Here is a 26,700-nt window from a genome sequence, read left to right on the forward strand (position 1 = left end):
CACATCTGATCTCTTTGTTTTTAATAACGAAATAGAAATTAGAACATACTACATAACTATTCACGAATAATAATATAAAACTCTACATCAATGTATATGTTTTTGAATTACAATAACAAAATATTAACATATTTTCACCTTAATTTTGGAAGTATTTTATAAATAAATACCGTATTAAACTAAAAAAGAGGATAGCCTCTTTTTTAGTTTAATACGAATATGGTATTTGCTGATAACCTGGGTATGGCATTGGATACGTTACAGGGTATGGTGATGGATAAGCTACTGGATATGGAGCCGGATAATATCCTCCACTTGTTGCACCTGTTAACGCACCCGCTGTCAGTCCGCCTAACACTCCTCCTGCAAAGCTTCCAGGGAAAAATCCGCCTCCCCATGAACTACCACCACCCCAGCCCCATCCGCCTCCGTGATGATGATGGTGATCATAGTGATTGTGTCCTCCATGGTGATGATGTCCGCCGTTATGATTATGCCCACCATGATTGTGTCCTCCATGATGATTCCGATAGTACAATCCATTATTTTCTATATAATTCATGTTTCTCCGCTCCTTTTCGATTTTTTCATTTTCATATGCGTTAAGAGTGAGATAAAAAATGGGATAGTACACTGTATGTAGGACAAATGCGGAAAGTATAGGTGAAATGTCTATATTTTGTAAAAAAAGCAAAACACCTTATAATAAAGATGTCATATTACATCTTCTATTTAAGAAGTCTATATTGAAAAAAGATTAGGGGAATTATATAGAAATGAAGAAGCCTATCGTTCAATTACTATTAATATTTACAATTGTATCTATCGTTCTGTTCCTATTAAATACATCGTATATCTCGTTATATACATTTGTCGGTGCTCTATGGTCCATCACAATCGTAGGAATTTCATTCGTTATTTTTATAGAAAATAGATCTCCACAAAGTACATTAGCATGGTTTTTAGTATTAGCACTTCTTCCTATTATAGGTGTGCTTTTATACGCTATTTTTGGACGCAGCCGCTGGAGAAGAAAAAAACATCTCCATCGTTCAGAAGAACAAAGAAAATTATTCCGTGAAATATTAGAAGGAAGAAGACTAGAGTTATTACTCACAGTCCCACTAAATGAACGTTCCTTACATTTAACAGAAGTCATACAAAAATTTGGAGGCGGTCCTGCCGCAGATAAAACAACTACAAAACTTTTAACAAACGGAGATCAAACATTTTCAGAAATTTTGCGAGCTATAGAGCAGGCAAAACATCATATACATATTCAATACTACATTTATAAATCTGATGAAATTGGTACAAAAGTTCGAGATGCTTTAATACAAAAAGCAAAAGATGGTGTTATTGTACGCTTCCTTTATGATGGCCTTGGAAGTAATACGTTAAGAAGACGATTTTTACAACCTATGAAAGAAGCTGGGATTGAAATTGTAGAATTTGACCCTATTTTTTCAGCTTGGTTACTTGAAACTGTCAATTATCGTAACCATCGAAAAATTGTTATTGTAGATGGAGAAATTGGTTTTACCGGAGGACTCAATGTCGGTGATGAATATCTTGGCCGTTCAAAGAAATTTCCTGTTTGGCGTGATAGTCATTTAAAAATAGAAGGAAAAGCATTATATAAATTACAAGCAATCTTTCTAGAAGACTGGCTCTATGCCTCTAGTGGTTTAAATACTTATTCCTGGGATCAATTCATGAATAGACAATACTTCCCAGGTAAAGAGATTTCAAATGCAGAAGGTGCTGTTCAAATCGTAGCCAGCGGACCAAGCTCCGATGATAAAAGTATTCGTAATACATTATTAGCTGTTATGGGCTCTGCAAAAAAATCAATTTGGATTGCTACACCCTACTTTATTCCAGATCAAGAAACTTTAACATTATTACGCTTAAGTGCAATTGCCGGAATAGATGTACGGATTTTATATCCAGGTAAAAGTGATAGCATCATTAGTGATCAAGCATCTCAATCCTATTTCACTCCGCTTTTAAAGGCTGGTGCTTCTATTTACAGTTATAAAGATGGTTTTATGCATGCAAAAATTGTACTCGTTGATGATACAATTGCAACTATTGGAACAGCAAACATGGATGTACGTAGCTTTGAATTGAATTACGAAATTATTAGCGTACTTTATGAATCAAAAACAGTTCACGATATTAAACATGATTTTGAAGAAGACTTTAAACATTCAACTGAAATTAAATGGAACTCTTTCCAAAAAAGAAGTATAAAAAAACGCATATTGGAGTCTTTCATGAGGCTCATTTCTCCTTTACTGTAAGCAATCAACTTCATCTTGATTGCTTTTTCTTTTCCCTTTATCCTCCTTCCTTTTCTTTGCATACCATATTAAAACAAGTTATCATAAGATGTATTACTTTATGAAAATAATGTTAGGTGGGAAATACATGTTAGAACAATTTCATATACATTCTGATTTAAAACAACAGCTTTCTACGATTCATGAAAAAAATAAACAAGAAGCTGGTGAAAATGCACATTTAATCGGAACGAAAATATATAAAGCGTCTGATAATAGCATTATTGAAGATGCGATTACAGCACTTCTTCTTGGCAAGAACATTCTATTAAAAGGACCGACTGGTAGTGGTAAAACAGTACTAGCGGAAACTCTTTCTTCTTTATTCCAAAAACCAATGCATAGCATTAACTGCTCTGTCGACTTAGATGTAGAAGGTATTTTAGGATACAACACACTACAAACGAAAGATGGTGCATCTGAAGTTTCATTCGTTAACGGTCCTCTTATGAAAGCAATGAAGAACGGTCACTTCCTATATATTGACGAAATCAATATGGCAAAACCTGAAACTTTACCGCTACTTCACGGCGCATTAGATTACCGTAAAATGATCACAAACCCATTTACACAAGAGGTTGTATACGGTGATGACGAATACCGTGTAATTGCTGCGATTAACGAAGGTTACGTTGGAACAAGTGAACTAAATGAAGCATTAAAAAACCGTTTCGTTATTATTGAAGTTCCTTACATTCAAGGTGACACATTAAAAGAACTATTATTAGCAGAATCAAAATTAAATGATGTTGCAACAATTGAAAAGTTTGTTGCATTTGCAAGCGACCTTATGCCTTTAGCTCGCGATGGACGTGTAAGTGAAGAAGCAGCAAGTATTCGTGGTATTATCGACGCATGTGATTTAGGTGTATATATTCCTGTTATGCGAGCGATTGAACGAAGCATAATTGCAAAACTTAATGATGAAACAGAACAAATGACTGTCCGTGAATTAGCAGAAAGTTATTTCTTTGAGGGATAATTTATGAGACAAATTTTTAGTGACAAAAAAATTGATGCGTCGCTGTTTCTACAAATGGAAAACTTAATGTATGCCCTTCTAAAAGAAGACGATGCCTATCTTGAATATGGCTATAAAGCATACTACGACGAAATTGAAAAGAAAGTTGTCATTAGTCACTTTTGGGATGATCGAAAAGAAGAAGATACAGTAATCGGATTAAAAAGCGAAGTGTTCTTAAAAGCACTTGGTAATAAACATTACTCGGACATGACTTTAATTCGTTCTTATGCAATTGAATTGCAAGAATCGCCCCTAAGAAAGTTTTTAACACAATTATTTGTTCTATTAGAAGATTTACGCGTTGAGGAAATCGTAAAGAACTTACGTCCTGGCACAAAGCATGTTTTTAAACGCCGAAAAGAAATGTACCGCAATTACTTCGGCTCCCAAAATGAAATAAACCGTGTTCGTAATTATCACGCTGATCGTCTATTTTGCCTATGCTATCTTTCATTAACGAGCGATAAATATGAAATGTTTAATAATGAATATTTCGAGCAAATTGAAGCGATTTTACATGAAACATTCCAAGCACGTAATACAGAAGATATTATGTATATCGTTGAGAAAATTCGCTATCGCTTAGAGGCGCTTCTTGAAAGTGATATGCTTAACAACTATTTCGGACATGCTCCACTTTACTTATCTGTTCTTGCAGACGAAAAGAACTGTCGCGTCGAAGATTTAGCAAATGATGATACGCAGCTTATAGATGACGATGAAAATAAAAACAAAATGGATGAAAGTTTCTCCACATGGCATCGTGAAAATAAAAATAACGAAAACGAGAACTTTTTACGCTTTGAATTAGAAAGCGGAACAAAAACAAACATGATGGGCGATACTGCTCGTGAATCAGAAGATGGCGACCAAGCACTTGGTTCTGTACAAGGTACTTCTCAAAAAAGTACACAATCCAACTTTGATGGCGCTGATACAGAAGAAGCAAGGGCTTCACACGCTTCTAGCCAGCACGACGGTGCATATGGGAAGTATAATGTAGGTGCTTCTCATACATTTAAAGAAGCTCGCAAAGTAAATATTGATGAGAAAAAAGATTACCAAGCTATCAAATCAGTCGTCAATAAAGATGTAAAAGAATTAAAGAAAATTATCGAAAAAACGATTGAAAATAAAACGAATGCGAATAGTGATAAATATTACGGAAGACTTCGTAAGAAATTCCTCCGTATTTATACCGAAAAACAACCGCGGATGTTTTATAAAAAAGGACAAGAGTCACAAGAACTCGATGTTGCATTCCAACTGTTAGTTGACTGTTCTGGTTCTATGTATAACAAAATGGAAGAAACGAAGAAGAGTGTTGTACTATTCCATGAAGCTTTAAAATCTTTAAAAATCCCGCACGCTATTAGCGGATTTTGGGAAGATGCCTCTAGCGCTAAACCTGAAGATAAGCCGAACGTTATCCATGAAGTTGTAAATTATAAAAACTCAACGTTACCAAACGTTGGTCCAGAAATTATGCAACTTCGTGAAGAAGAAGATAACCGCGACGGATATATTATTCGTATCGTTTCTGAAAAGCTTGCCAAAAGACCTGAGAAACATAAATTCTTACTAGTCTTCACAGACGGTGAGCCTTCTGCGCTAGACTATCAACAAGACGGAATTTTAGATACGCATGAAGCTGTTAAACTCGCGCGTAAAAGTGGTATGGAAGTAATCGGTATCTTCATCGAAGAAGGCGAAGCGAAAGAAGCAACTTATCAATTGATGAAAAACATTTATAACCATCACTTCTTAGTTGCAAATCACGCTGAAGATTTACGTCTAAAGATTAAACCACTATTGAAAAAGTTATTACTGAAGACGATTGAATAGAAAATAGGAGCCTTGTGGCTCCTGTTTTTTCGTTCAATTACTTTGTTTCTGGTTGAAACTTGTATGGAATGGCTACTTCTAACAAAGATTCAAATCCTCCGTCATAGTATGGGAAGCGCTCATTCGCAATTGTTCGACCCACCCACTCTATTGCAGAAATTTCACCTTCATCTTCCGCAATAAGTTCACCTTTTACTACATTCGCTCGGAATGTAAAAAATAGTGCATGATTCCCTGATTCTTCAAAGAATTTTTCATTGATCGCAACAAGTCCACCTAACGCAGCAGTTAAACCTGTCTCTTCTTTCACTTCTCTTATTAGTGCTTCCTCTAATATTTCACCTTTTTCCACAGCCCCGCCTGGCAATGACCAAACGTTTTGTTCTACATTATGTACCATTAATATTTTATCTGTTTCTTCGTCATGTATTAGTGCATATACGACATCAACTCTTTGCATGTTGCATTTCCCCTTCAATTAACTCATCCATTGTAAATAAGGAGTGCAACTGCAATCCATCTTCTAATAAGTTATCTCTTCCTTCTTTTGTTCGTTCAATCACACCTAGAACATGATTAACTTTCGCACCTAGTTCTCTTAAATCTTTCGTGCTTAATAATATTTGACCGCCTGTCGTAATGACATCTTCAACAACACAAACATTTTTCCCAGCAATATCAACACCCTCTGCCAACTTACATGTGCCGTACTTCTTCGCTTCTTTTCTTACAAATACGACTGGTATACCTGTTTGTAAAGATAATGCCGTTGCTACTGGAATTCCTCCCATCTCTAAACCAGCGAGTGCTTCTGTATCAGGAGGAATGAGCTCTTTCAACTGTTTAGTAATTTCTAATAACAGTACTGGATTAGATTCAAATAAGTACTTATCAAAGTATTGATTTGATACTTGTCCTGATCGAAGTTTAAATGTTCCCGTTAAACGTGACGTATTGTAAATTTCCTTTGCTAACTCCCATTTCTCCATTCCTTGTCTCCCCTTTACACACAAATTAACTCATTCTATCACATTTGTAATTATTTGCATATTCCCAAAATACAAATAAAAAGAGTCGATTCCTAAGAATCGACCCTTCCTATTAATTCATCACTAACTCAGCTGCAAGCTTTTTTTTTAACTTAGCCAGCATGTCAGTTGTCATTTTATCTAAATCGTATTCTGCTTTGAAGCCCCACTCTTTCATTGCTGCTGTTGCGTCAATAGAGTTTGGCCAGCTATCAGCGATTGTTTGACGAGCTGGATCTACTGCATAATCCATTGTAAACGTCGGAATGTGTTTACGAATTGACGCTGCAATTTGCTCTGGCTCGAAGCTCATTGCTGTAATGTTAAATGCATTTCTATGCACTAGCTTACTTGGATCAGCTTCCATTAATGAAATGATCGCTTGTAAAGCATCAGGCATATACATCATGTCCATGTACGTTCCTTCAGCAATGTATGAGGTGTATGCACCTTTTTTAATCGCCTCATAATAAATTTCAACTGCATAATCAGTTGTTCCGCCTCCTGGAGGAGCTACGTAAGAAATTAAACCTGGGAAACGGACACCGCGCGTATCTACGCCAAATTTTTGATGATAATAATCACACAGTAATTCTCCCGCTACTTTGTTTACCCCATACATCGTAGTAGGACGTTGAATTGTATCTTGCGGTGTATTATCTTTTGGCGTTGATGGACCGAATGCACCGATAGAACTTGGCGTGAAGAACTTACAGTTTAATTCACGAGCTGCTTCTAGAGCATTTACAAGTCCACCCATATTTAAGTTCCATGCAAATAGCGGATTTTTTTCTGCTGTTGCTGAAAGTAAAGCTGCTAAATGAATAATTGTATCTACTTCATTACGCTTTGCGATATCATGTAGTTTTTGTCCATCTGTTACATCTAACGTTTCAAATGGACCAGACGTTACTACTTCACTATCTGTTTCACGAATATCTGTTGCAATAACATTTGATGCGCCGTATACATCACGAAGTTTCATTACTAGTTCAGAACCAATTTGCCCTAAAGAACCGGTTACTAGAATTTTTTTCATTTTCCCCACTCCTCATTTGCAAGCTATTCAAAAGATGTCGTTACTTAAATGATGCCCATTTCTTTCCCTACTTTTTCATACTTACGAATTGCTTCATCTAACATTTCTTTCGTATGAGCTGCTGTAGGCATATTACGAACACGACCTGTTCCTTTTGCTACAGTTGGGAACACGATAGATTTTGCGTATACGCCTTCTTCATTTAGACGTTTACTAAATTCTTGTGTTAATACTTCGTCCCCAATAATACAAGGTGTAATTGGCGTTTCACTTTCCCCAATGTTAAAGCCAAGTTCTTTTAACCCTTGTTTTAAATAGCGACCGTTTTCCCATAGACGATCATGTAACTCTGTGCTTTCCATTAAGATTTCAATTGATCTCATGCAAGCTGCCGCATCAGCTGGTGTTAATGCTGTAGAGAATAAGAATGGACGTGATCGAACTTTTAACCAGTCAATTAAGTTTTGTTTCCCTGCTACATATCCACCAATTACCCCAATTGCTTTTGATAATGTACCAATTTGGAAATCAACTTTATCAGAAAGACCGAAGTGCTTTACAGTTCCTGCACCTTTTCCAAGTACACCTGAACCGTGTGCATCATCTACGTATGTCATTAAATCTAACTCTTCTGCAATCTCAACAATTTCTGGTAGTTTTGCAACATCTCCATCCATTGAGAAAACACCGTCTGTAATTACCATTAATTTATTGTAAAGACCTGATTCTTTCGCCGCGATTGCTTTTTGGCGTAAATCTTCCATATCAGAATGTTTATAAACAATAATTTTTGCTTTTGATAGACGACTACCGTCAATAATAGATGCATGATTTAATTCGTCTGAAAGAATCGCATCATTTTTATCCATAACAGCTGAAATCGCTGCCATATTACAGTTAAATCCTGATTGATAAGCAATTGCTGCTTCTGTATGTTTAAACTTTGCAATTGTTTCTTCTAACTTAATATGCAAATCTAAAGTACCGTTAATTGTACGAACAGCCCCTGCTCCAACACCGTACTTATGAATAGCACCAATTGCTGCTTCTTGCAAACGGCTATCTGTTGCTAATCCAAGATAGTTGTTTGAAGATAAGTTAATATATTCTTTTCCGCCAATTGTAATGATTGGTCCATTCGAACTCTCAAGCGGATCAATTACGTTATAAAGCCCCTTTGATTTTAAATCCTCTAAATTTTCTTCTAAAAATTTCGCAAGTGTTTTACTAGACATTGTGAAGCCTCCCATCGTTCATGTAAGCGGATTATTGTCTTAATAGTTCTAATAATCCCTCTACTAGCTTAACACGTTTTCAGAATTTATTATAGAAAAATAGTTTAAAGTAACCGCTTACAATTCTAGATTATATATGATTCATTACAATAAATCTATCATTTACTTTTCATATTTGATAGAATTAAAAAAATATTTAGGGAGGCTTCAAACATGGCATTTACAGAATCTGATGTATACAATAACACAGCATTTTTCGAACAATATATGAAACGAAAATACCGAGAAAATAGCCCAAATGAATCCATTGAAAAACCAGTATTCTTTCAGCTCATTGGTCATGTGCAAGGAAAACAAATTCTCGATTTAGGCTGTGGTGATGCTAAGTTTGGTGCGGAATTATTAGAAAAGGGATGCTACTCTTACACCGGCATTGAAGGCTCCGAGCTTATGTATGGAAAAGCTAAAAAACAACTAGAAAATAAAAATGGATCTGTTCATTTTTTAAACCTCAAAGATTATACCTATCCCTCTTCCACTTTTGATTTAGTAACCTCTAGACTCGCCTTACATTATATTGAACATCTTGATATCATTTTTCAAAATGTGTTTCAAACTTTAAAAACAAATGGCACCTTTATCTTTAGCGTTCAACATCCCGTTATTACTTCTTCATTTGAAAGCTTACAAACAAGTGGTAAAAGAACGAGTTGGCTCGTCGATGATTATTTTAAACTAGGCAAACGGGTTGAACCATGGATTGACCAAGAAGTTATTAAATATCATCGTACAACGGAAGAGTATTTCACATTATTACAGCAAGCTGGATTTACCATTACATCATTAAAAGAAGCTACACCAAATCCAACCTATTTTCAAGATGAAGAAGAGTATAAACGTCGCTTACGTATTCCTCTCTTCCTCTTATTTTCTTGTACCAAATAAAAAAAACGATGACTCACTCATCGTTTTTTTATCTCATTGCCTGAGCAACTTCTTTAACTACACGTCTTCCTCTTCCGTGAGGGATACAAAGCGGTGTTCCAAACAACGGATCCGTACTAATTTGACACTCCATTCGGAATACATCACGTACTAGTTTCTCATCTACCACTTCTTCAGGTTTACCTTGTGCATATATTTGTTTATCTTGAATTGCTACAATGTTATCTGCATAGCGGCATGCTAAATTCAGATCATGTAATACCATAACAATTGTTCTTTGTTCTGTTTCATTTAATTCGAATAATAAATCTAGCACTTCAATTTGGTGAGTCATATCTAAGTATGTAGTTGGCTCATCCAGTAAAATGATATCTGTATCTTGTGCAAGTGTCATTGCGATCCAAGCACGTTGACGCTGCCCACCTGAAAGAGCATGCACATCACGCTCAGCAAATTCTGTCATACCTGTTGCTGCAAGTGCCTTCTGTACCATTTCCTCGTCTTTTTCTGACCATTGCTTCAGCCATGTTTGATATGGATAGCGTCCTTGCTTTACAAGTTGTAATACTGTAAGTCCTTCTGGTGCTTGTGGTCCTTGCGGTAAAATCGCCATTTGACGAGCAATTTGCTTCGTTTGCATACTTTGAATTGCTTGATTATCTAACAAAATATCACCATTTGTTGGCTTTAATAATCTGGCTAGTGAACGTAATAAAGTTGATTTCCCGCAACCGTTAGAACCGATAAAAATTGTAATTTCTCCTTTTGGAATTTCTAAGTTCAGCTCATCAATAATAATTGTTTCACCATAAGACAACGTCAAGCGTTTCGTCTCCAATGCTTTTTGCATATTCATCTCCCTTTATGAATTCCGACTTTTATAAAGTAAATAAATGAAATAAGGTGCACCAATTGCTGATGTAAATACCCCTGCTGGAATTTCAAGTGGTGTGAAAATTGTACGCCCTATTAAATCTGCAGCAAGTACTAGAATTGCACCGACAATAGCTGCAACTGGGAGTAATGCACCGTATAAAGAACCAACTAATCTTCGTGAAATATGAGGTGCCATTAAACCGACAAATCCAATCCCTCCGGCAAAAGCTACCGCACCACCAATTAAAGCTGTACTAAGTAATAACATAAATACACGCGACTTCGTTAAAGGAACCCCAAGTCCTACCGCTATATCATCCCCTAGCTCTTGTGCATTTAAATGCCTAGCTGCGATAAATGATATTACTGTTAAAATGAGAACCCAAGGCGCAAGTACCATAACATTTTGCCAAGAAGAGCCGTAAACGGTACCCGTAATCCATACATTCGCTTGGCTCGCTTGATAAATTGGTGCTAGCAACATAAATAATGTTGTCGCCGCCTTCGTTAATGCCCAAAATCCAACACCAATTAAAACGAGACTAATTGGTGATAATCCATCATGTTGCCATGCAAATAAGTATACAAAAACCGCTACAATCGTTGCTCCTGCAAAAGCTGCGAGCGGCATATAATGAATACTTACCGTTAGTGCATTATTTTTATCACTAAATAACGCTAAAAATAATACAACTGCGACACTTGCCCCGCCCGTAATCCCGATGATATCAGGAGAAGCAAGCGGATTTCGAACGAGCCCTTGTAAAATACAGCCCGCTACCGCAAGCGCAATTCCTACGAGGATAGCAATTAAAATACGTGGCATACGAAACTTATTTACAACCATATTTGACATTGCATCGCCATTTCCGGTAATTGCTTGCCATACGTCATAAGGAGCAATTTTCATGTCTCCCATACCTGCGCTCGCAAAGAATAATCCTATTAAAACAACTAGTAAACTTAACAAGACGAGACAAGCTCGTTTATACATTAAAAACGAGAGCTCGCCTTTTCCTATACGAAACGGAATATATTTCTTCATTTGCTAAGCCCTCTCTTACGTGCAATATAAATAAAGAACGGTGCTCCAATAAATGCTGTCATAACTCCTACTGGTACTTCTTGTGGCATAATGACATATCTTGCTGCTATATCAGCCAATATTAGTAGTATTGCACCTAACAATCCGCTATAAGGCACTCTCCATCTGTGGTCAACTCCAACAAGAAATCTAGCAAAATGCGGAGTAATAATTCCAATAAATCCAATTGGACCAGCAACCGCAACTGAACCACCAGACAACAGTACAATAATAAGTAACACGAATGATTTCATTAAAATTGTTCGTTGTCCAAGTCCTTTCGCGACGTCTTCTCCCATCATCAATGTATTTACTTTCCCTGCCATCATAAGAGATGCAATCCATCCTATTAATAAATATGGGAATACAGATTGTAAAATTTCTAACTTTCTCCCTTGCACAGATCCAGCAAGCCAAAATAATACCTCTTCAAGTGCTTTTTCATTTAACACAAGTAATCCTTGTGTTAATGATGAAAATAACGCACTAATTGCGACCCCTGCTAACGTTAACTTAAGAGGAGTAGTCCCTTCTTTTCCTAAAGAACTAGAAGCAAATACAAGTACAGCTGCAACCGCAGCTCCTAAAAAGGCAATCCATGTGAAAGCTGATAATGATGTTACTGAAAAGATTACAATTGCTACAACTATGAAGAACGCAGCACCTGAATTTAATCCAATAAAATCTGGAGAAGCAAGTGGATTCTTAGTTAAAGTTTGCATAAGACAGCCCGCGATGGCTAAACTAGCACCAACACTTGCTGCTATAAGTGCCCTTGGAAGGCGCACATTTTGAATAATAATATGTTCATTAGAACCATTAAAATGGAAAAAAGCATCTAGCGCTAATTTCCAGCTCGTATTTGTATATCCGAAAATAATACTTCCCCAAATACAAATAACGACTGCAATGATTCCAACAAATAATCCAATCCATTTTGCTTGATTTGTTTTTAATAACATGCAGCGTTTCCCCTTCAATGTATAATGATACGTTGTAAGTGTATTTCAACTTAATTCTTATTGTCAACGGAAATGAGAATTATTTTCAACCATATGTATTGACAATCAAAAGATAAAGGCTTAATATCATGCTTGCTATTGAAAAATATTCTCAACATGTAGGGGGTACATAATGAATTTCATGCGGAAAAAATCGTTTACAGTATTTGTATTTTTACTAGCATTTTCAATGCTTTTAAGTGCTTGTGGAAAATCAAATAACAAAGAAGAATCTACAAAAGAAGATAATAAAAAAGAAGTGGTTACTGTAGAACATGCAATGGGTAAAACAGAGGTTCCTGCTAATCCAAAACGTGTAGTTATCTTAACAAATGAAGGAACTGAAGCTTTACTTGAATTAGGTGTGAAACCAGTTGGTGCTGTAAAGTCTTGGACGGGTGACCCATGGTATCCACATATTAAGGATAAAATGAAAGATGTAAAAGTTGTTGGTGATGAAGGACAAGTTAACGTTGAAACAATTGCTTCTTTAAAACCAGACTTAATTATCGGTAACAAAATGCGTCACGAAAAAGTGTACGAACAACTAAAAGCAATTGCACCTACTGTGTTCTCAGAAACATTACGTGGGGAATGGAAAGATAACTTCAAATTTTATGCAAAAGCATTAAATAAAGAAAAAGAAGGTCAAAAAGTTGTAGCTGATTACGAATCACGTATGAAAGATTTAAAAGGCAAACTTGGTGATAAAGTAAATCAAGAAATCTCTATGGTTCGTTTCATGCCTGGTGATGTTCGTATTTATCATGGTGATACATTCTCTGGTGTTATTTTAAAAGAGCTTGGATTTAAACGCCCTGGCGATCAAAATAAAGACGACTTTGCAGAGCGTAACGTATCTAAAGAACGTATTTCTGCAATGGATGGCGACGTATTATTCTACTTCACATTCGATAAAGGAAATGAGAAAAAAGGCTCTGAATTAGAAAAAGAATATATCAATGATCCGCTATTTAAAAATTTAAATGCAGTGAAAAATGGTAAAGCATACAAAGTTGATGACGTTATTTGGAATACAGCTGGCGGTGTAATGGCTGCTAACCTACTATTAGATGATATCGAAAAACGCTTTGTTAAATAATTTTATTCTAACCAGCTCTCTCTTTGATGGAGCTGGTTTTTTCATTTCACTGAAGTGTCACATTATTTCATTTTGTATTTTTATTCCCAATATGTTATATTATAAAAGTAAATAGAATATATTTTCTTTATATCAGAATAGATTTTTTAATCTAAATTTTCTGATTAATCACTATTTTATTTTCTTTTAGAATTCAATTATTACATTTGAAAACGCTTATCATCTCGTTTTCAGGGCAAAATACAGTAACGGTTGAAGAAAAATAGAACTTTTTTAGAAATTTTCTTTCTATTTCCATATAATTCTATTGACTTCTAAATATTTTGTAAATTAAAATGATTACATAAATATCCGTTATACAGGATTAGGGGGAAACAAAAATGGATGCAGCTTTAAAATTAGAAAAAGCTGGAGAGCAACAATCACCAAAAAAACATCCACCAGGGTTGTACTTGTTGTTCTTAACAGAAATGTGGGAAAGATTTAGTTATTATGGAATGCGTGGCCTTTTAGTTCTTTATTTAACAACTGCTGCTGTTAGTGGCGGGTTAGGATTTGATAAGGCAGTCGCAGTGCAATTATATGGTACTTTTACAGCGGCAGTATATTTCATGCCAATTATAGGCGGATGGCTAACGGATCATTATATCACAAGACGTCATGCCATTACTCTCGGCGGAATCATTATGGCAATCGGCAATTTTGTACTATTCTCAATGAATACAAAAACAGGACTATTCCTTGGATTAATACTATTAGTTATTGGTAATGGATTCTTCAAACCAAATATTTCTACACTGTTAGGTGAATTGTATGGCGAAAATGATTCACGTCGTGACAGTGCATTTACTATCTTCTATATGGGTATTAACGTAGGTGCTTTCTTTGCTCCACTTATTTGTGGATTTTTAGCAGAAGATTTCTTTAAAACAAGCGCTAATGGCGTTATTGTAATGGGATATAAATACGGATTCTTAGCAGCTTGTATCGGTATGATTATTGGACAAATTGTTTTCAACTTATTAGCTCCTCGTTACCTTGGTAAAGCAGGAACAACAGTTGTTGGTAAAAAATCAAAAGATCAACCTGTAATCGAAAAGAAACCTTTAACAAAACAAGAGAAAAATCGTACTTGGGCAATTGTAATTTTAACTTGTTTCGTAGTATTCTTCTGGGCAGGATTTGAACAAGCTGGTAGTTCTTTAACACTTTATACAAATAAATTTGTAGATCGTACAATTTTCGGTTGGGAAGTTCCAACATCTTGGTTCCAATCCGTTAATCCAGCATTCATCGTACTACTTGCACCATTTGTATCTATGCTATGGTTAAAACTTTCTAAAACAAAACGCGGTGATTTAAACGTGCCAACAAAAATGGCATTTGGTATGATTTTACTAGGTATAGGTTATCTTGTTTTAACATTAGCAGTTCTAAAAACTGGAAGTAGTGAAGCAGATATAACTGTAAAAGCGAATTTATTATTCATCGTTATCACTTATCTCTTCCACACAATTGGTGAGTTATTCTTATCACCAATCGGTCTATCAATGGTAAGTGCAATCGCTCCTGTAAAATTAGCATCATTACTAATGGGGGTATGGTTAGCTGGTACGGGTATGGCTAACTGGTTAGCAGGTAAACTTGCTTCCTTTACACAATCATTAGGATACCTTGAAGTATTTGCAAGTATCGGTATTATCGTTATCGTCTTAGGACTTGTACTCCTTCTCTTCTCTAAAAAAGTTGCGAGTATGATGGAATAATACAAAAAAAGACGCTTCTAAAATTAGAAGCGTCTTTTTTATTATTTCTCCTCTAAAGCTGTCACGTCCACATGAACGCTCTCACCAGGATTAGATACATCATACACTTGAGCACTCCCCTTCTGCTCATCACAGCTCTCAATCCATACTGGTACGCCCTCATATGTAACGTCAATTCTACTTGAAGAAGATAAGATTTGTTTCACACGTTTCACATCCATACTAATATCCCTCCTTTTGCTTACTACACTCCTTTCTATTTTTTCTTTTCCTTTTAGAATATATTCCGTAAAGCAGCATGTTGATTGATAGTCATTTCTTCCTCACATGCTAATATTTACTCTCTCGCTACCTTTCTGACAAATAAAAAAAGACGTATATTCTACACGTCTTTTTCCATAATATTCAAATTTTAAGAAAATAATGTTTTTACTACCGCACTTACTTTATCATTATGGATTTGGTAATACACTTCTAATCCTCGTCTTTCAAAGCGCACTACTTTATTTTGCTTTAACTTCGTTAAATGTTGTGAAACCGTTGATTGCGGAATTTCTAATACTTCCTGTAGTTGTGTTACATTACATGTTCCTCTTTGCATAAGTTCCATTACTAGACGTAGACGAAGTGGGTGAGCTAACGCTCTTAACATTTGTACATCTTCTTCTGAAATACGACATTCGAATTGATTTTGGCTCATAAAGTTCCCCTCATTTTCGTTTTTATTTGCGTTTTTATGTTCTTTTTATTTATTTATATATCTGTTCTTATATTTCCTGTTACGACATAACTTTATCAACCTATAAAGCCGAAAAATTTTTCCATTTTCATCAACAAAAATTCAGGAAAAAATCCTTGTTGATTTTGAATATTATACTATATGATATAACGAAAAAGCAAAATAATGGCCTACGAATACTTTGCTTGCAAACGTTGTTTTATCAGGCTTTTTGTTATATTTTCACCTCATTGAAATGCACAGTAACGGTATTGTAAAATACCGTCTATAATTGATAACCTATCGTAATGTAGCTGAACTATACTTAACCTCTTTGTTACGCTAAAAGGAATTTTCAGTAAAAAGAGATGATGTGGTATTAAAAATTTGTTTCTAATTTTTTATTCGTATTGCAAGCGGTTGGACTGTTGTGCCAAACTTCCTATTAAATCTACTCACCATTCCTCCCTCACTAGATCAAACAGGACAGATCAGTTCATATATCAAACTTTATACTCGATATAAAAGATGCATCTAATATACGCCTATAAGGAACATGCCATCTGAATAAGCAAAATAATATGCAAATAACTTATACAGCACACTTAAATTCATTTGAGTGTGTTTTTTGTCTACTTTATGAACAAAGCTTTTCTTTTAACACTATTATGGAATAATTATACTTTTTTACGTTGACAATAGTGTTGAAGGAGAATATACTAAGCATGTAAGTTGATTGTGAATAGTTTCACAAATAATGTGAATTTCTTCACATATAATAGATAGGAGTTGTCATTATTATGAGTACTTGGACACAAATTTATGACCCATTAAACAATATTTGGCTATCTGCACTAATCGCAGCACTTCCAATCTTTTGTTTCATCATTTGTTTAATGGGATTCAAAATGAAAAGTTACATGGCTGGTCTTTATAGTGTGATTGTCGCTATTATCCTTGCAATATTTGTTTATAAAATGCCAGCAACAGTAGCTGTAGCATCTGCCGGATTCGGTGTTTTATCTGGATTTTATCCAATTTGTACTATCGTTATCGCCGCAATTTTCCTTTACAAATTAACTGTTAAAACAGAGCAATTCAATATTATTCGCGATAGTATTTCAAGCATTACAAATGATCAACGTTTACAAGTATTATTAATCGCTTATTCTTTCGGTGCTTTCTTAGAAGGCGCAGCTGGTCTAGGGGTTCCAGTTGCTATTACAGCTGCACTACTTGTAGGTATGGGATTTAACCCATTAAAAGCAGCAGGTATTTGTTTAGTAGCTAATATCGCTGGTGGTGCTATGGGTGCTATGGGTATTCCAGTTACAGTACCAGCACAATTAACTGAACTTGACGCATTAACTATCGGTCGTCAAACTGTTCTTATTTTACCTTTCATTAGTATCATCTTACCTTTCTTACTTGTTTCAATGGTCGATGGAATTAAAGGTATTAAAGAAACTTGGCAAGGTATTCTTGTAAGTGGTGTTTCTTTCGCAATTACTCAATTCGCTGTAACTTACTTCTTAGGTGCAGAACTTACTAATATTTTCGCAGCCGTTGTAAGTATGATTGCTCTTGCATTATTCTTACGTGTTTGGCAACCAAAATCTTCTACTAAAGAAGAAAAACAAGAAACTAAAGTATCACATACATTCAATCAAATTTTATATGCTTGGTCTCCATTCGTATTCTTAACTGCATTTGTAACAATCTTTAACTTAAAACCGATTAAAGCTTTATTTGCTCCAGATGGTGCGTTAGCGAACTTAGTATTTAACATTCAGTTCCCTGGTCTTCATAATGCTGTTATGAAAACTACACCAATTACAAAAGCTGATACACCTTTCGCAGCTGTTTTCAAATTCGATGTATTCTCTTCTACAACTACTGCGATTGTACTAGCAATTATCGTTTCACTTATCGTTTACCGCGTAAAAGGTAAAATGGTTAAAGAATTAATGATTGAAACAATGAAAGAATTAAAAGCTCCAGTATATACAATTTGTAGCGTTATCGCTTTAGCTTACGTAGAGAACTACTCTGGTATGTCATCTACACTTGGACTTGCATTCTCTTCTACTGGTAATGCATTCCCAGTTCTTTCTCCAATCTTAGGATGGATTGGCGTATTCATTACAGGTTCAGTAGTTTCAAGTGGTTCTTTATTCGCACCACTTCAAGCAGTAACAGCAGACCAGTTAAACATCGTTCCTTCTACACTCGTTGCCTTAAACGTAGTAGGTGGTACAATGGCAAAAATGGTTTCACCACAATCTGTAGCAGTTGCTTGTGCCGCAGTTGGACTAGTTGGGAAAGAATCTGCTCTATTTAAAACAGCAATGAAATACAGTTTAATCTTCTTAGCTGTTATTAGCTTACTTCAATTAAACGCTGTATTTAATATCTTTTAAAAATAAAACACCGATCCAAATGGATCGGTGTTTTTCACATTACATTTTTTTATTTTTTAATAAAGAAGCTCCAGCAATTTCAGGGTGAGTCATTTCGAATGGATCTAAAATAATATCCAATTCCTCTTCTGTCAGTACACCATGTTCTAAACATAACTCCCTAACAGATTTTCCTGTTTCAATTGCTTCACGTGCAATACGAGATGCTGCTTCATAACCAATATGAGGATTAACTGCTGTAATAATTCCAACACTTTTCTCAACATATTGCTTCAGCAATTCTTCATTTGCTGTAATTCCTTCAATACAATATTCACGGAATACACGGAATCCATTATTCATAATACTTATAGATTGAATTAAATTAAATACAAGCACAGGCTCCATTACGTTTAACTCTAATTGTCCTGCTTCTGATGCTAAGCAAATTGTATGATCGTTTCCGATTACTTGGAATGCGACTTGGTTAATCACTTCTGCCATAACTGGATTTACTTTACCTGGCATAATCGATGAACCCGGCTGACGTGCTGGCAATTGAATTTCAGCTAACCCAACACGTGGACCAGACGCCATAATACGAAGATCGTTTGCAATTTTAGACATGTTCATCATACATACTTTAAGTGCTGCAGATACTTCTGTGTATGCATCTGTATTTTGCGTTGCATCAACTAAATGCTCTGCACCAACAAGTGGGAATCCACTAAACGTTCTTAAATGTTTTACCACTTGTTCAATATACGTAGGATTTGCATTTAATCCTGTACCAACAGCTGTCGCCCCCATATTCACTTCATATAAATGTTGACGAGACTGTTTAATTCTTTTTATATCACGCTCAAGCACTCGGCTATACGCTTCAAATTCTTGTCCAAGGCGAATTGGAACTGCATCTTGTAAATGTGTGCGTCCCATTTTAATAACGTGATCAAACTCTTTTGCTTTTTTACGAAAAGCAGAATGAAGTGCTTCCATTGTAATAAGAAGCTCTTCTAACATCATAAGAGTTGCAATATGAATCCCTGTTGGAAACGCATCGTTCGTTGATTGGGCCATGTTCACATGAGTGTTTGGACTAATTTTCGCATACGCCCCTTTTTCATACCCCATACGTTCTAACGCTCTATTCGCAATTACTTCATTTGTATTCATATTAATAGAAGTTCCGGCTCCGCCTTGAATAGGATCCACGATAAATTGATCATGAAACTTTCCATCAACAATTTCTTGCGCTGCTTCTGCAATTTCATGTCCAATGTCTTTAGCTAAATAACCAGTATCTATATTCGCAAGTGCCGCCGCTTTTTTCACGATTGCCATTGCTGTAATGAGTGATGGATGAATGCGATATCCTGTAATTGGGAAGTTTTCTACGGCACGTAATGTTTGTACACCATAATAAGCTGCATTTGGTACTTCTTTTTCACCTAAAAAATCTTTTTCTATACGTATATCCTTCGTTGCTATCATTTTTATCACCTATACTTTTTCATTCTAAATCCTTATCCAAAAAATCCGCCCTCTAAAAACACGAGTATCATTCAGAAGAATTTTTCAGTATCCACCTTCACTATATAGCACCTTTTTTGAAAGCGCAAACATTTATTTTTCTGTATATCCTTTTTATTAAAGTTTATAGAAAATCATTCTTCTACTTTCCTTATTTCCACTCGTTTAATTTGATGCATATCCTTTTCAAGGACTTTAAAATAAAAACCGTGTTTCTCAATAACATCTCCTTCAGCAACGATTTGTTTTTGTACCATAATCCAGCCACCAATTGTATCTACATCATCAGCAATTAAATGTATGCCAAGCAAATCATTTACTTCACTAATAAGCACTTTTCCCTCTACGATTTTATAACCTTCACTTACATGCTCTATAGGTGGATTCTCATCTTCATCGTATTCATCTCGAATTTCTCCAACAATTTCTTCTAAAATATCTTCTAGTGTAACAATCCCTGCTGTACCACCATATTCATCATACAATACAGCTAATGGAATGTGTTTTCTTTGCATTTGTAATAGTAAATCATGAATTGGAATATTTTCTAGCACTTCAATAACTGGCCTTGTATATGGCATAATCGAGCACTCCTCGTCCCGATTCCCATCCATATAACGAATAAATAAATCTTTTACATTAACCATCCCAATAATTTCATCTTTATCTTCACCAAATACAGGATATCTCGTGTACTTTTCTTGTGCGATTACTTTAATATGTGTTTCAAATGGTTCGTCCTCATATAAGCCTACAACTTCCGTACGAGGTACCATAATTTCTTTTGCTACTCTATTATCAAATTCAAAAATATTATTTACATATTTAAATTCCCTTTGGTTAATCTCTCCGCTCTCATAGCTCTCAGATAAGATTAACCTTAATTCTTCTTCTGAATGAGCTACTTCATGTTCAGAAGCTGGATGTAATCCGAATAAACCAGTTACAACCCTCGCTGAACCATTCAAAGCCCAAATAAACGGATACATAACTCGGTAAAAATAAATAAGTGGTTTCGATAACAATAAGCTAACTTGTTCTGCTTTTTGTATAGCAAATGTCTTTGGAGCAAGTTCCCCAATGACAACATGTAAAAATGTAATTACTGCAAAGGCAATAATAAATGAAACTGTACTGGAAATTGCAGGTGAGAATTGTAATTTTAAAAACAACGGCTCGAGTAAATGTTTAATAGTTGGTTCCCCTAACCACCCGAGCCCTAAAGCAGTAATTGTAATACCTAGCTGACAGGCCGATAAATATTCATCTAAATTTGAAGTTACCTTTTTAGCTGACAGTGCACCTCGTCTTTTTTCGCTAACGAGTTGATCAATACGACTGCTACGTACCTTAATAATTGCAAACTCAACAGCCACAAAAAATGCTGTTAACCCAATAAGAATGACTACCATCAATAATTTTAAAATATCCACATATGTCCTTTAGCTTTCTTAGCTAAAGTTACACCTCCTTTTAAAAAGAAGTTTCACTTTAGTTTCTTCAATTATTGGAAAGCAACTCTATATAAAATCCACCAATTTTCAAACCTCATACAATTCTAAAGGTAAACCATCGGGATCTTGGAAAAAGACGAATTTCTTCTCCGTTATTTCATCAATACAGATCGATTCTGTCTCAACACCACATTGATTTAAATGCTTCACAGCTTCTTCTATATTTGTAACAGCAAATGCTAAATGTCTAAGACCTGCTGCTTCTGGAAAACTTTTGCGCTCAGGCGGATTTGGAAATGAAAATAATTCGATTTGATACTCTTCTCCTACACATAAATCTAATTTATAAGAATCTCGTTCCTTTCTATATACTTCATTCAGTTCTTTAAATCCTAATATTCTAGTATAAAAATACTTTGACGTCTCATAATTCGAACAAATAATTGCAACGTGATGCACTCTACATATATTCATACTCTCTCTATTCCTTTCTTTACCAAAGATGCATATTCTCTCTTGAAATGAAAAACATATATAGCAGAATATCTCTTTTAGGGGGCTTATCATGAAATTCATTACTTTTTTCGTCGGACTAATTGTTGTTTTCTTGCTCGCTTATATTGCTAGCAATAATAAGAAGCATATTAAATTTAAACCAATTTTTATCATGCTTATTATACAGTTAATTTTAACCTATTTACTACTAAATACAGAAGTCGGCCTCATACTAATTAGAATCATTTCCAGTTTGTTTACCAAGCTACTCGAGTATGCTGCTAATGGAATAAATTTCGTATTTGGTGGTCTTGCAAATAAAGGTGAAATGCCATTTTTCCTTAATGTATTATTACCAATCGTCTTTATTTCTGTTTTAATTGGCATATTACAACATTTCAAAATACTACCATTTTTTATTCATTGGATCGGGTACTTTCTTAGTAAAATAAATGGTCTTGGGAAATTAGAATCTTACAACGCTATTGCCTCTGCCATTGTCGGCCAATCAGAAGTTTTTATTACAGTGAAAAAGCAATTAGCTCAAATTCCAAAACACCGTCTTTATACACTTTGTGCCTCTGCTATGTCAACCGTATCTATGTCTATCGTAGGTGCCTATATGACAATGATTGAACCTAAATATGTAGTAACTGCACTCGTTCTCAATTTATTTAGCGGTTTTATTATCGTACTCATCATTAACCCTTACGACGTTAAAGATGACGAAGATATTTTAGAAATCAAAGGTGAAAAACAGAGCTTTTTTGAAATGCTTGGAGAATACATTCTTGATGGTTTTCGTGTAGCCATTGTTGTCGGCGCTATGCTCATCGGATTCGTCGCATTAATTAGTTGTATTAATGACCTGTTCCTCATTATATTCGGTATTACGTTCCAACAATTAATCGGCTATATATTTGCACCTATCGCATTCCTTATCGGTGTACCAAGTTCTGAAATTGTCGCAGCTGGCAGCATTATGGCAACGAAGCTTGTAACAAATGAATTTGTTGCAATGATGGACCTCAGTAAAATTTCTAATAGCCTTTCCCCCCGTACAGTTGGTATTATTTCTGTTTTCCTTGTGTCTTTTGCCAATTTCTCTTCCATTGGTATTATTTCAGGTGCGGTAAAAGGACTAAACGAGGAACAAGGAAACGTTGTTGCGAGGTTTGGCCTTAAATTACTATATGGAGCTACTCTCGTTAGCATTTTATCTGCAATTATCGTAAGCATTATGTTGTAATTAGGTAAAATTTTATCATTTTCTTATCTCTATCTTTTGTATACAATAACGAATAGGTGTCTTATAAATAATCAAGACATCTATTTTTTATACATGTACAATCGCTTTTATTTAGCGTAAAATATTTTTTATGTGTTTGAATACACTTCTAAATGTATACACTTTGATAGTTTTAAAGGAGAAAAAATGATGAAATCCGACACGAACAACAATACGCGAGCCAAAAAAGGACGCTCAAAGAAAAAACGCCTACTTTGGTTCCTTCTTATTCCATTACTAATTGTAGCACTTGGAGCAGGAGGCTACTCCTTCCATATATACAGTAAAGCAAAGTCCGTCTTAAATAATGCTTATGCTGAACTAGGTCGAGGAGATAAGTCCAGTAAACGTGAAAAAGCTGTTAAACCTATGACCGACAACATTTCCGTACTTATTATGGGTGTTGATGAAAGTGAAATTAGGGAAAAAGGTTATGGAAAAGCGACTCGAACAGATGCGTTATTACTTGCAACAATTAATAAAAACGATAAATCCGTTAAACTTGTAAGCATTCCACGTGACTCACGCGTCTACATTAAATCACGTGATAAATACGATAAAATTACACATGCGCACGTATTCGGTGGTGTAGACAGCACAATTGATACGGTAGAGAACTTTTTAGATGTTCCAGTTGATTACTATGTAAAATTCAACTTTAAATCCTTTATTAAAATTGTTGATTCTCTTGGTGGTATTACTGTAGACGTTCCAGTTGAGTTCACAGAGCAAAATAGTAAAGATGAAGCAGATGCAATTCATCTTAAAAAAGGACGTCAACATTTAAATGGAGAAGAAGCATTGGCGCTAGCTAGAACTCGTCATATCGATAGTGATTATATGCGTGGCCAACGACAACAGCTTGTATTAGAGGCCATTGCTGAAAAGGCACTATCTCTTAATTCCATTAATAAAATCGGTGGCCTACTAGACGCTGTCGATAAGGATTTAAAAACCAATTTAACGTTTGATGATATGATGACAATTACAAAAAATTCAATGGATTCAAATTTAAAGATGGAAAAAATGCAAGTAGAAGGTACAGATAAATATATAGGTGGTATTTATTATTACGTTCCAAATGAAAAAAGCGTCGACACTATTTCAACTACCCTTCAAAAACATCTCGGTGTTACGAATAAAAATGAACATAAAAAAATATAATAAAAAGGCTGCTAGATCTTTCTAGACAGCCTTTTTATTATATTTTTCAACATATTTTTCATACACATTGTGACAAGAAGTGACAATTATTACAGCTATGTAACATTTTTTATGAAAACATTACACACACAGTGAAAATAATAGTATACTAGTACGTACATAATGTTATTTTCATCATTTTTATACAAAAAATGTAATACATATATTTATACATAAATTTCTGGGGGGAAATAAATGAAGCTAAGTAAAATACTGATTGGTTCTGCAATTGCTGGGGGCATATTACTTTGTGTAGGCGGTGTTGGGGGATATCAATATGTATCCAAATTAAATAATCAATTAAATACTACTGCATTACCAAATACTACATTTGAAGGTATTTCTCTCGAAGGAAAAAATAGGAAAGATATTCAAGCAATTATTAATCAAAAGGTAACTGAGTTAGATCAAAAATCCCTTACCTACATATTCCAAAACGATAAACAAACTTACACATGGAAAGATTTAGGGATAAATTATAAAGAGAAAGATATTATTGACAAAATCTTCAAAGAACAAGAAGGAAACGTAATGGATCGTTACAAAATGCGTAAGCAAGCTGAAAACGGTGAATTAAAACGTGACTATAAATTAACACCACAATTAAATGCAACAGCTTATGAAACCTTTATAAAAGATAAATATAATGAAACATTAAAAAATCCTGTTAATGCAGAATTGAGTATTGAAGGCTCAACAGTAAATGTTAGTCAAAGCCAAAACGGAGAAAAAATTGATAAAGGGAAACTAAACGATTTAACAAACGAAGCTATTACTACTGGTAAATCAGATGTTACATTGCCAGTTACATTTATAAAACCAGAACGTTCTACAGAAGACATACAGAAAATGGGTATTAAAGAAGTCATCGCTGAATATTCTACTCCAATGGCCGGCCGTAACGGAAATCAATCATTTAACGTAAATAAGTCAGCCAATACTTTAAGTGGGGTTATTGTCGCACCTGATGAAACATTTAGTTTTAATGGCCGCGTTGGCGTAACTGATGCTGCACATGGTTATAAATCTGCAGCAGTATATTCACAAGGTAAAGTAATACAAAGTGCAGGCGGAGGAGTTTGCCAAGTCAGTAGTACTTTATACAGCGCAGCTTTAAGGGCAGATTTAGGCATTGTTTCTCGAAGCAATCATTCTATGCCGGTAAATTATTTACCACTTGGGCAAGATGCAGCAGTAGCAGATTATGGTCCAGATTTAAAATTTAAAAATAATACGGGCAATCATATTTATATTCAAGCATTTTCAAATGGAGGTAGTATTACTACACGCATTTTCGGTACAAATACTGGTAAAAATGTTGAAGTTTCTTCCCAAGTAATTAGTAGGACTAGTGATAAAATCACAGCGGTTACGTATAAAAAAGTAACACAAAACGGGGCAGTAATATCAAATGGACAAATTTCAAAAAGCGTATATAAAAGCGCTCCAAAAGAATAGATAATATCAACCGAATAGCATAAAGAAAAAGGCGTGATTTAATCACGCCTTTTTCTTTTGCAGTAATAGTAAAAAAGTTTCAAGATGGTCTTTCGTTTCTTCTAAAGACCACATACGATTCCCTTCCTTCGCAGCTAATACACACGCCTCTTCCCACACGTTCTTTTTCTTCATATTTATTAATTCATCACGTAATTTCAAAACGATTTCTTCGTCTTCTTGTTCAATAAACTCTTCCATCACGCTTACTATTTCATCCTCATGAATACTTAACGTACAGTACGATTTAAGAAAGTATTGTAATGTCGTATACATAATGTACTCCCCCTTCTTATTTATCAGATGGATAAGAAGTAATAATCTTAAACCCTAATTCTCCTGACTTATCTCTTGCTAAAACAGTAACAGTTTTTACCAACTTGTCTTTTACACTCATATTTTTCTTTATTACCGTTTTTCCAACCGGGAATGAATGTGTTGTATTTAATACGAGACGAGCCTCTTTAGAATTTTTTAACCAGTCTTGAATTTCCTTATCATGCTGCTTCAAACTATCTTTTACAGCTTTCGTTGCTGTTTCCTTGTCATAGTATGTACTTGCTGCTGATACTTTATCTGTCTTCAAGCGATTCTTCAAATCTTCTTCTGATTTGCCTACATGTCTTTCAATCGTATGACCATTTTTAGGTGGCCCTTCCATTTCATCTAAAATATTATCACTAATTTTTTCTACTGATGTCGATTGATTCCCTGTTTGTTTCTCTGTTTTTTGTTCTTTTCCTGCACATCCACTTAAGATCAGCATTAGTGCCAATAAACCACTCAAGAAAAGACTACTTATTCGTTTCATCATATCACCTCT

25 protein-coding genes are annotated in these 26,700 nt (G+C 35.0%); 10 read left to right on the forward strand and 15 right to left on the reverse strand.

Annotated elements, in window-relative coordinates; genetic code table 11:
* Positions 1-208: 208 nt before the first annotated feature.
* Positions 209-562 (reverse strand): hypothetical protein, encoded by a 354-nt coding sequence (locus BUA87_RS23640; RefSeq protein WP_001106379.1) that lies wholly within the window; start codon positions 560-562, stop codon positions 209-211.
* Between the two features lie 214 nt (positions 563-776).
* Between BUA87_RS23640 and BUA87_RS23645 the strand changes: the two genes are divergently transcribed.
* From BUA87_RS23645 to BUA87_RS23655, 3 genes are all read left to right on the forward strand, one after another.
* The gene (locus BUA87_RS23645; RefSeq protein WP_000743035.1) at positions 777-2,306 is read left to right on the forward strand and encodes a cardiolipin synthase; all 1,530 of its coding nucleotides are present in this window, start codon (positions 777-779) and stop codon (positions 2,304-2,306) included.
* A gap of 127 nt (positions 2,307-2,433) precedes the next feature.
* Positions 2,434-3,327: an ATP-binding protein gene (locus tag BUA87_RS23650; protein ID WP_000892988.1), complete on the forward strand. Its 894-nt coding sequence runs from the start codon at positions 2,434-2,436 to the stop codon at positions 3,325-3,327.
* Between the two features lie 3 nt (positions 3,328-3,330).
* Positions 3,331-5,214 carry a vWA domain-containing protein gene (locus BUA87_RS23655; RefSeq protein ID WP_001248879.1) on the forward strand — a complete coding sequence of 628 codons (1,884 nt, stop codon included), beginning with the start codon at positions 3,331-3,333 and terminating at the stop codon, positions 5,212-5,214.
* Between the two features lie 37 nt (positions 5,215-5,251).
* Here BUA87_RS23655 and BUA87_RS23660 read toward each other — a convergent pair whose 3' ends face one another.
* The 4 genes from BUA87_RS23660 to BUA87_RS23675 all read right to left on the reverse strand — a co-directional run bounded on the left by BUA87_RS23660 (position 5,252) and on the right by BUA87_RS23675 (position 8,516).
* Positions 5,252-5,674, reverse strand: a complete 423-nt coding sequence (locus tag BUA87_RS23660; protein WP_001189939.1) for an NUDIX hydrolase — start codon at positions 5,672-5,674, stop codon at positions 5,252-5,254.
* Positions 5,661-6,203: an orotate phosphoribosyltransferase gene (gene pyrE, locus BUA87_RS23665; RefSeq protein ID WP_000417032.1), complete on the reverse strand. Its 543-nt coding sequence runs from the start codon at positions 6,201-6,203 to the stop codon at positions 5,661-5,663. The genes BUA87_RS23660 and pyrE overlap by 14 nt, the downstream gene beginning before the upstream one ends.
* 112 nt (positions 6,204-6,315) lie before the next feature.
* Positions 6,316-7,281 carry an L-threonine 3-dehydrogenase gene (locus tag BUA87_RS23670; protein ID WP_000723124.1) on the reverse strand — a complete coding sequence of 322 codons (966 nt, stop codon included), beginning with the start codon at positions 7,279-7,281 and terminating at the stop codon, positions 6,316-6,318.
* A 44-nt stretch (positions 7,282-7,325) separates the two neighbouring features.
* Positions 7,326-8,516 carry a glycine C-acetyltransferase gene (locus BUA87_RS23675; protein WP_000095906.1) on the reverse strand — a complete coding sequence of 397 codons (1,191 nt, stop codon included), beginning with the start codon at positions 8,514-8,516 and terminating at the stop codon, positions 7,326-7,328.
* 213 nt (positions 8,517-8,729) lie between these two features.
* Between BUA87_RS23675 and BUA87_RS23680 the strand changes: the two genes are divergently transcribed.
* Positions 8,730-9,461 (forward strand): class I SAM-dependent DNA methyltransferase, encoded by a 732-nt coding sequence (locus BUA87_RS23680; RefSeq protein WP_000885964.1) that lies wholly within the window; start codon positions 8,730-8,732, stop codon positions 9,459-9,461.
* A 28-nt stretch (positions 9,462-9,489) separates the two neighbouring features.
* Here the strand turns inward: BUA87_RS23680 and BUA87_RS23685 are convergent, their stop codons facing one another.
* From BUA87_RS23685 to BUA87_RS23695, 3 genes are read right to left on the reverse strand one after another with little or no spacing between them, the layout of a single operon-like run.
* Positions 9,490-10,311 carry an ABC transporter ATP-binding protein gene (locus BUA87_RS23685; protein WP_001167953.1) on the reverse strand — a complete coding sequence of 274 codons (822 nt, stop codon included), beginning with the start codon at positions 10,309-10,311 and terminating at the stop codon, positions 9,490-9,492.
* Between the two features lie 12 nt (positions 10,312-10,323).
* On the reverse strand, positions 10,324-11,382 hold the full coding sequence (locus tag BUA87_RS23690) for a FecCD family ABC transporter permease (protein ID WP_072941002.1): 1,059 nt from the start codon (positions 11,380-11,382) through the stop codon (positions 10,324-10,326).
* Positions 11,379-12,383, reverse strand: coding sequence for a FecCD family ABC transporter permease (locus BUA87_RS23695; RefSeq protein ID WP_000925211.1), 1,005 nt, complete (start codon positions 12,381-12,383; stop codon positions 11,379-11,381). Before BUA87_RS23695 ends, BUA87_RS23690 begins: the two co-directional genes overlap by 4 nt.
* A 172-nt stretch (positions 12,384-12,555) precedes the next feature.
* Here BUA87_RS23695 and BUA87_RS23700 point away from each other — a divergent pair, with 172 nt between their 5' ends.
* Both BUA87_RS23700 and BUA87_RS23705 read left to right on the forward strand, forming a co-directional pair.
* A complete protein-coding gene (locus BUA87_RS23700; RefSeq protein WP_001010277.1) occupies positions 12,556-13,524 on the forward strand; it encodes an ABC transporter substrate-binding protein in 969 nt (322 codons plus the stop codon).
* Between the two features lie 380 nt (positions 13,525-13,904).
* Complete coding sequence (locus BUA87_RS23705) at positions 13,905-15,290, forward strand: peptide MFS transporter (protein ID WP_071714244.1); 1,386 nt, start codon at positions 13,905-13,907, stop codon at positions 15,288-15,290.
* 41 nt (positions 15,291-15,331) lie between these two features.
* Here BUA87_RS23705 and BUA87_RS23710 read toward each other — a convergent pair whose 3' ends face one another.
* Positions 15,332-15,511: an acid-soluble spore protein H gene (locus tag BUA87_RS23710; RefSeq protein WP_000382679.1), complete on the reverse strand. Its 180-nt coding sequence runs from the start codon at positions 15,509-15,511 to the stop codon at positions 15,332-15,334.
* Positions 15,512-15,702: 191 nt separating this feature from the next.
* On the reverse strand, positions 15,703-15,990 hold the full coding sequence (locus BUA87_RS23715) for an ArsR/SmtB family transcription factor (protein WP_000081428.1): 288 nt from the start codon (positions 15,988-15,990) through the stop codon (positions 15,703-15,705).
* A gap of 818 nt (positions 15,991-16,808) precedes the next feature.
* On the opposite strand from BUA87_RS23715, the gene BUA87_RS23720 reads away from it, so the two are divergent.
* Positions 16,809-18,428 carry an L-lactate permease gene (locus tag BUA87_RS23720; protein ID WP_000109093.1) on the forward strand — a complete coding sequence of 540 codons (1,620 nt, stop codon included), beginning with the start codon at positions 16,809-16,811 and terminating at the stop codon, positions 18,426-18,428.
* Positions 18,429-18,467: 39 nt separating this feature from the next.
* Here BUA87_RS23720 and aspA read toward each other — a convergent pair whose 3' ends face one another.
* The 3 genes from aspA to BUA87_RS23735 form a co-directional block, all read right to left on the reverse strand.
* Complete coding sequence (aspA, locus tag BUA87_RS23725) at positions 18,468-19,901, reverse strand: aspartate ammonia-lyase (RefSeq protein WP_000562125.1); 1,434 nt, start codon at positions 19,899-19,901, stop codon at positions 18,468-18,470.
* Between the two features lie 173 nt (positions 19,902-20,074).
* Positions 20,075-21,373, reverse strand: a complete 1,299-nt coding sequence (locus tag BUA87_RS23730) for a hemolysin family protein (RefSeq protein WP_072941006.1) — start codon at positions 21,371-21,373, stop codon at positions 20,075-20,077.
* 108 nt (positions 21,374-21,481) lie between these two features.
* Positions 21,482-21,868 (reverse strand): SMU1112c/YaeR family gloxylase I-like metalloprotein, encoded by a 387-nt coding sequence (locus BUA87_RS23735; RefSeq protein WP_072941009.1) that lies wholly within the window; start codon positions 21,866-21,868, stop codon positions 21,482-21,484.
* Between the two features lie 91 nt (positions 21,869-21,959).
* Between BUA87_RS23735 and BUA87_RS23740 the strand changes: the two genes are divergently transcribed.
* The 3 genes from BUA87_RS23740 to BUA87_RS23750 all read left to right on the forward strand — a co-directional run bounded on the left by BUA87_RS23740 (position 21,960) and on the right by BUA87_RS23750 (position 25,838).
* Positions 21,960-23,138 carry a NupC/NupG family nucleoside CNT transporter gene (locus tag BUA87_RS23740; protein WP_000668876.1) on the forward strand — a complete coding sequence of 393 codons (1,179 nt, stop codon included), beginning with the start codon at positions 21,960-21,962 and terminating at the stop codon, positions 23,136-23,138.
* Between the two features lie 186 nt (positions 23,139-23,324).
* Entirely contained in the window at positions 23,325-24,341 is a 1,017-nt protein-coding gene (locus BUA87_RS23745; protein WP_069354945.1) for an LCP family protein, read from the forward strand.
* Between the two features lie 234 nt (positions 24,342-24,575).
* Entirely contained in the window at positions 24,576-25,838 is a 1,263-nt protein-coding gene (locus BUA87_RS23750) for a VanW family protein (RefSeq protein ID WP_000777370.1), read from the forward strand.
* A gap of 42 nt (positions 25,839-25,880) precedes the next feature.
* Here the strand turns inward: BUA87_RS23750 and BUA87_RS23755 are convergent, their stop codons facing one another.
* Both BUA87_RS23755 and BUA87_RS23760 read right to left on the reverse strand, forming a co-directional pair.
* Positions 25,881-26,153 carry a hypothetical protein gene (locus tag BUA87_RS23755; protein ID WP_000288806.1) on the reverse strand — a complete coding sequence of 91 codons (273 nt, stop codon included), beginning with the start codon at positions 26,151-26,153 and terminating at the stop codon, positions 25,881-25,883.
* A gap of 16 nt (positions 26,154-26,169) precedes the next feature.
* Positions 26,170-26,688 carry an RNase A-like domain-containing lipoprotein gene (locus BUA87_RS23760; RefSeq protein ID WP_000822706.1) on the reverse strand — a complete coding sequence of 173 codons (519 nt, stop codon included), beginning with the start codon at positions 26,686-26,688 and terminating at the stop codon, positions 26,170-26,172.
* Positions 26,689-26,700 lie beyond the last annotated feature (12 nt).

Origin of the sequence: Bacillus sp. bc15, from assembly GCF_900142585.1 — a bacterium.
In the GTDB taxonomy this organism is placed as follows: Bacteria; Bacillota; Bacilli; order Bacillales; family Bacillaceae_G; genus Bacillus_A; species Bacillus_A cereus.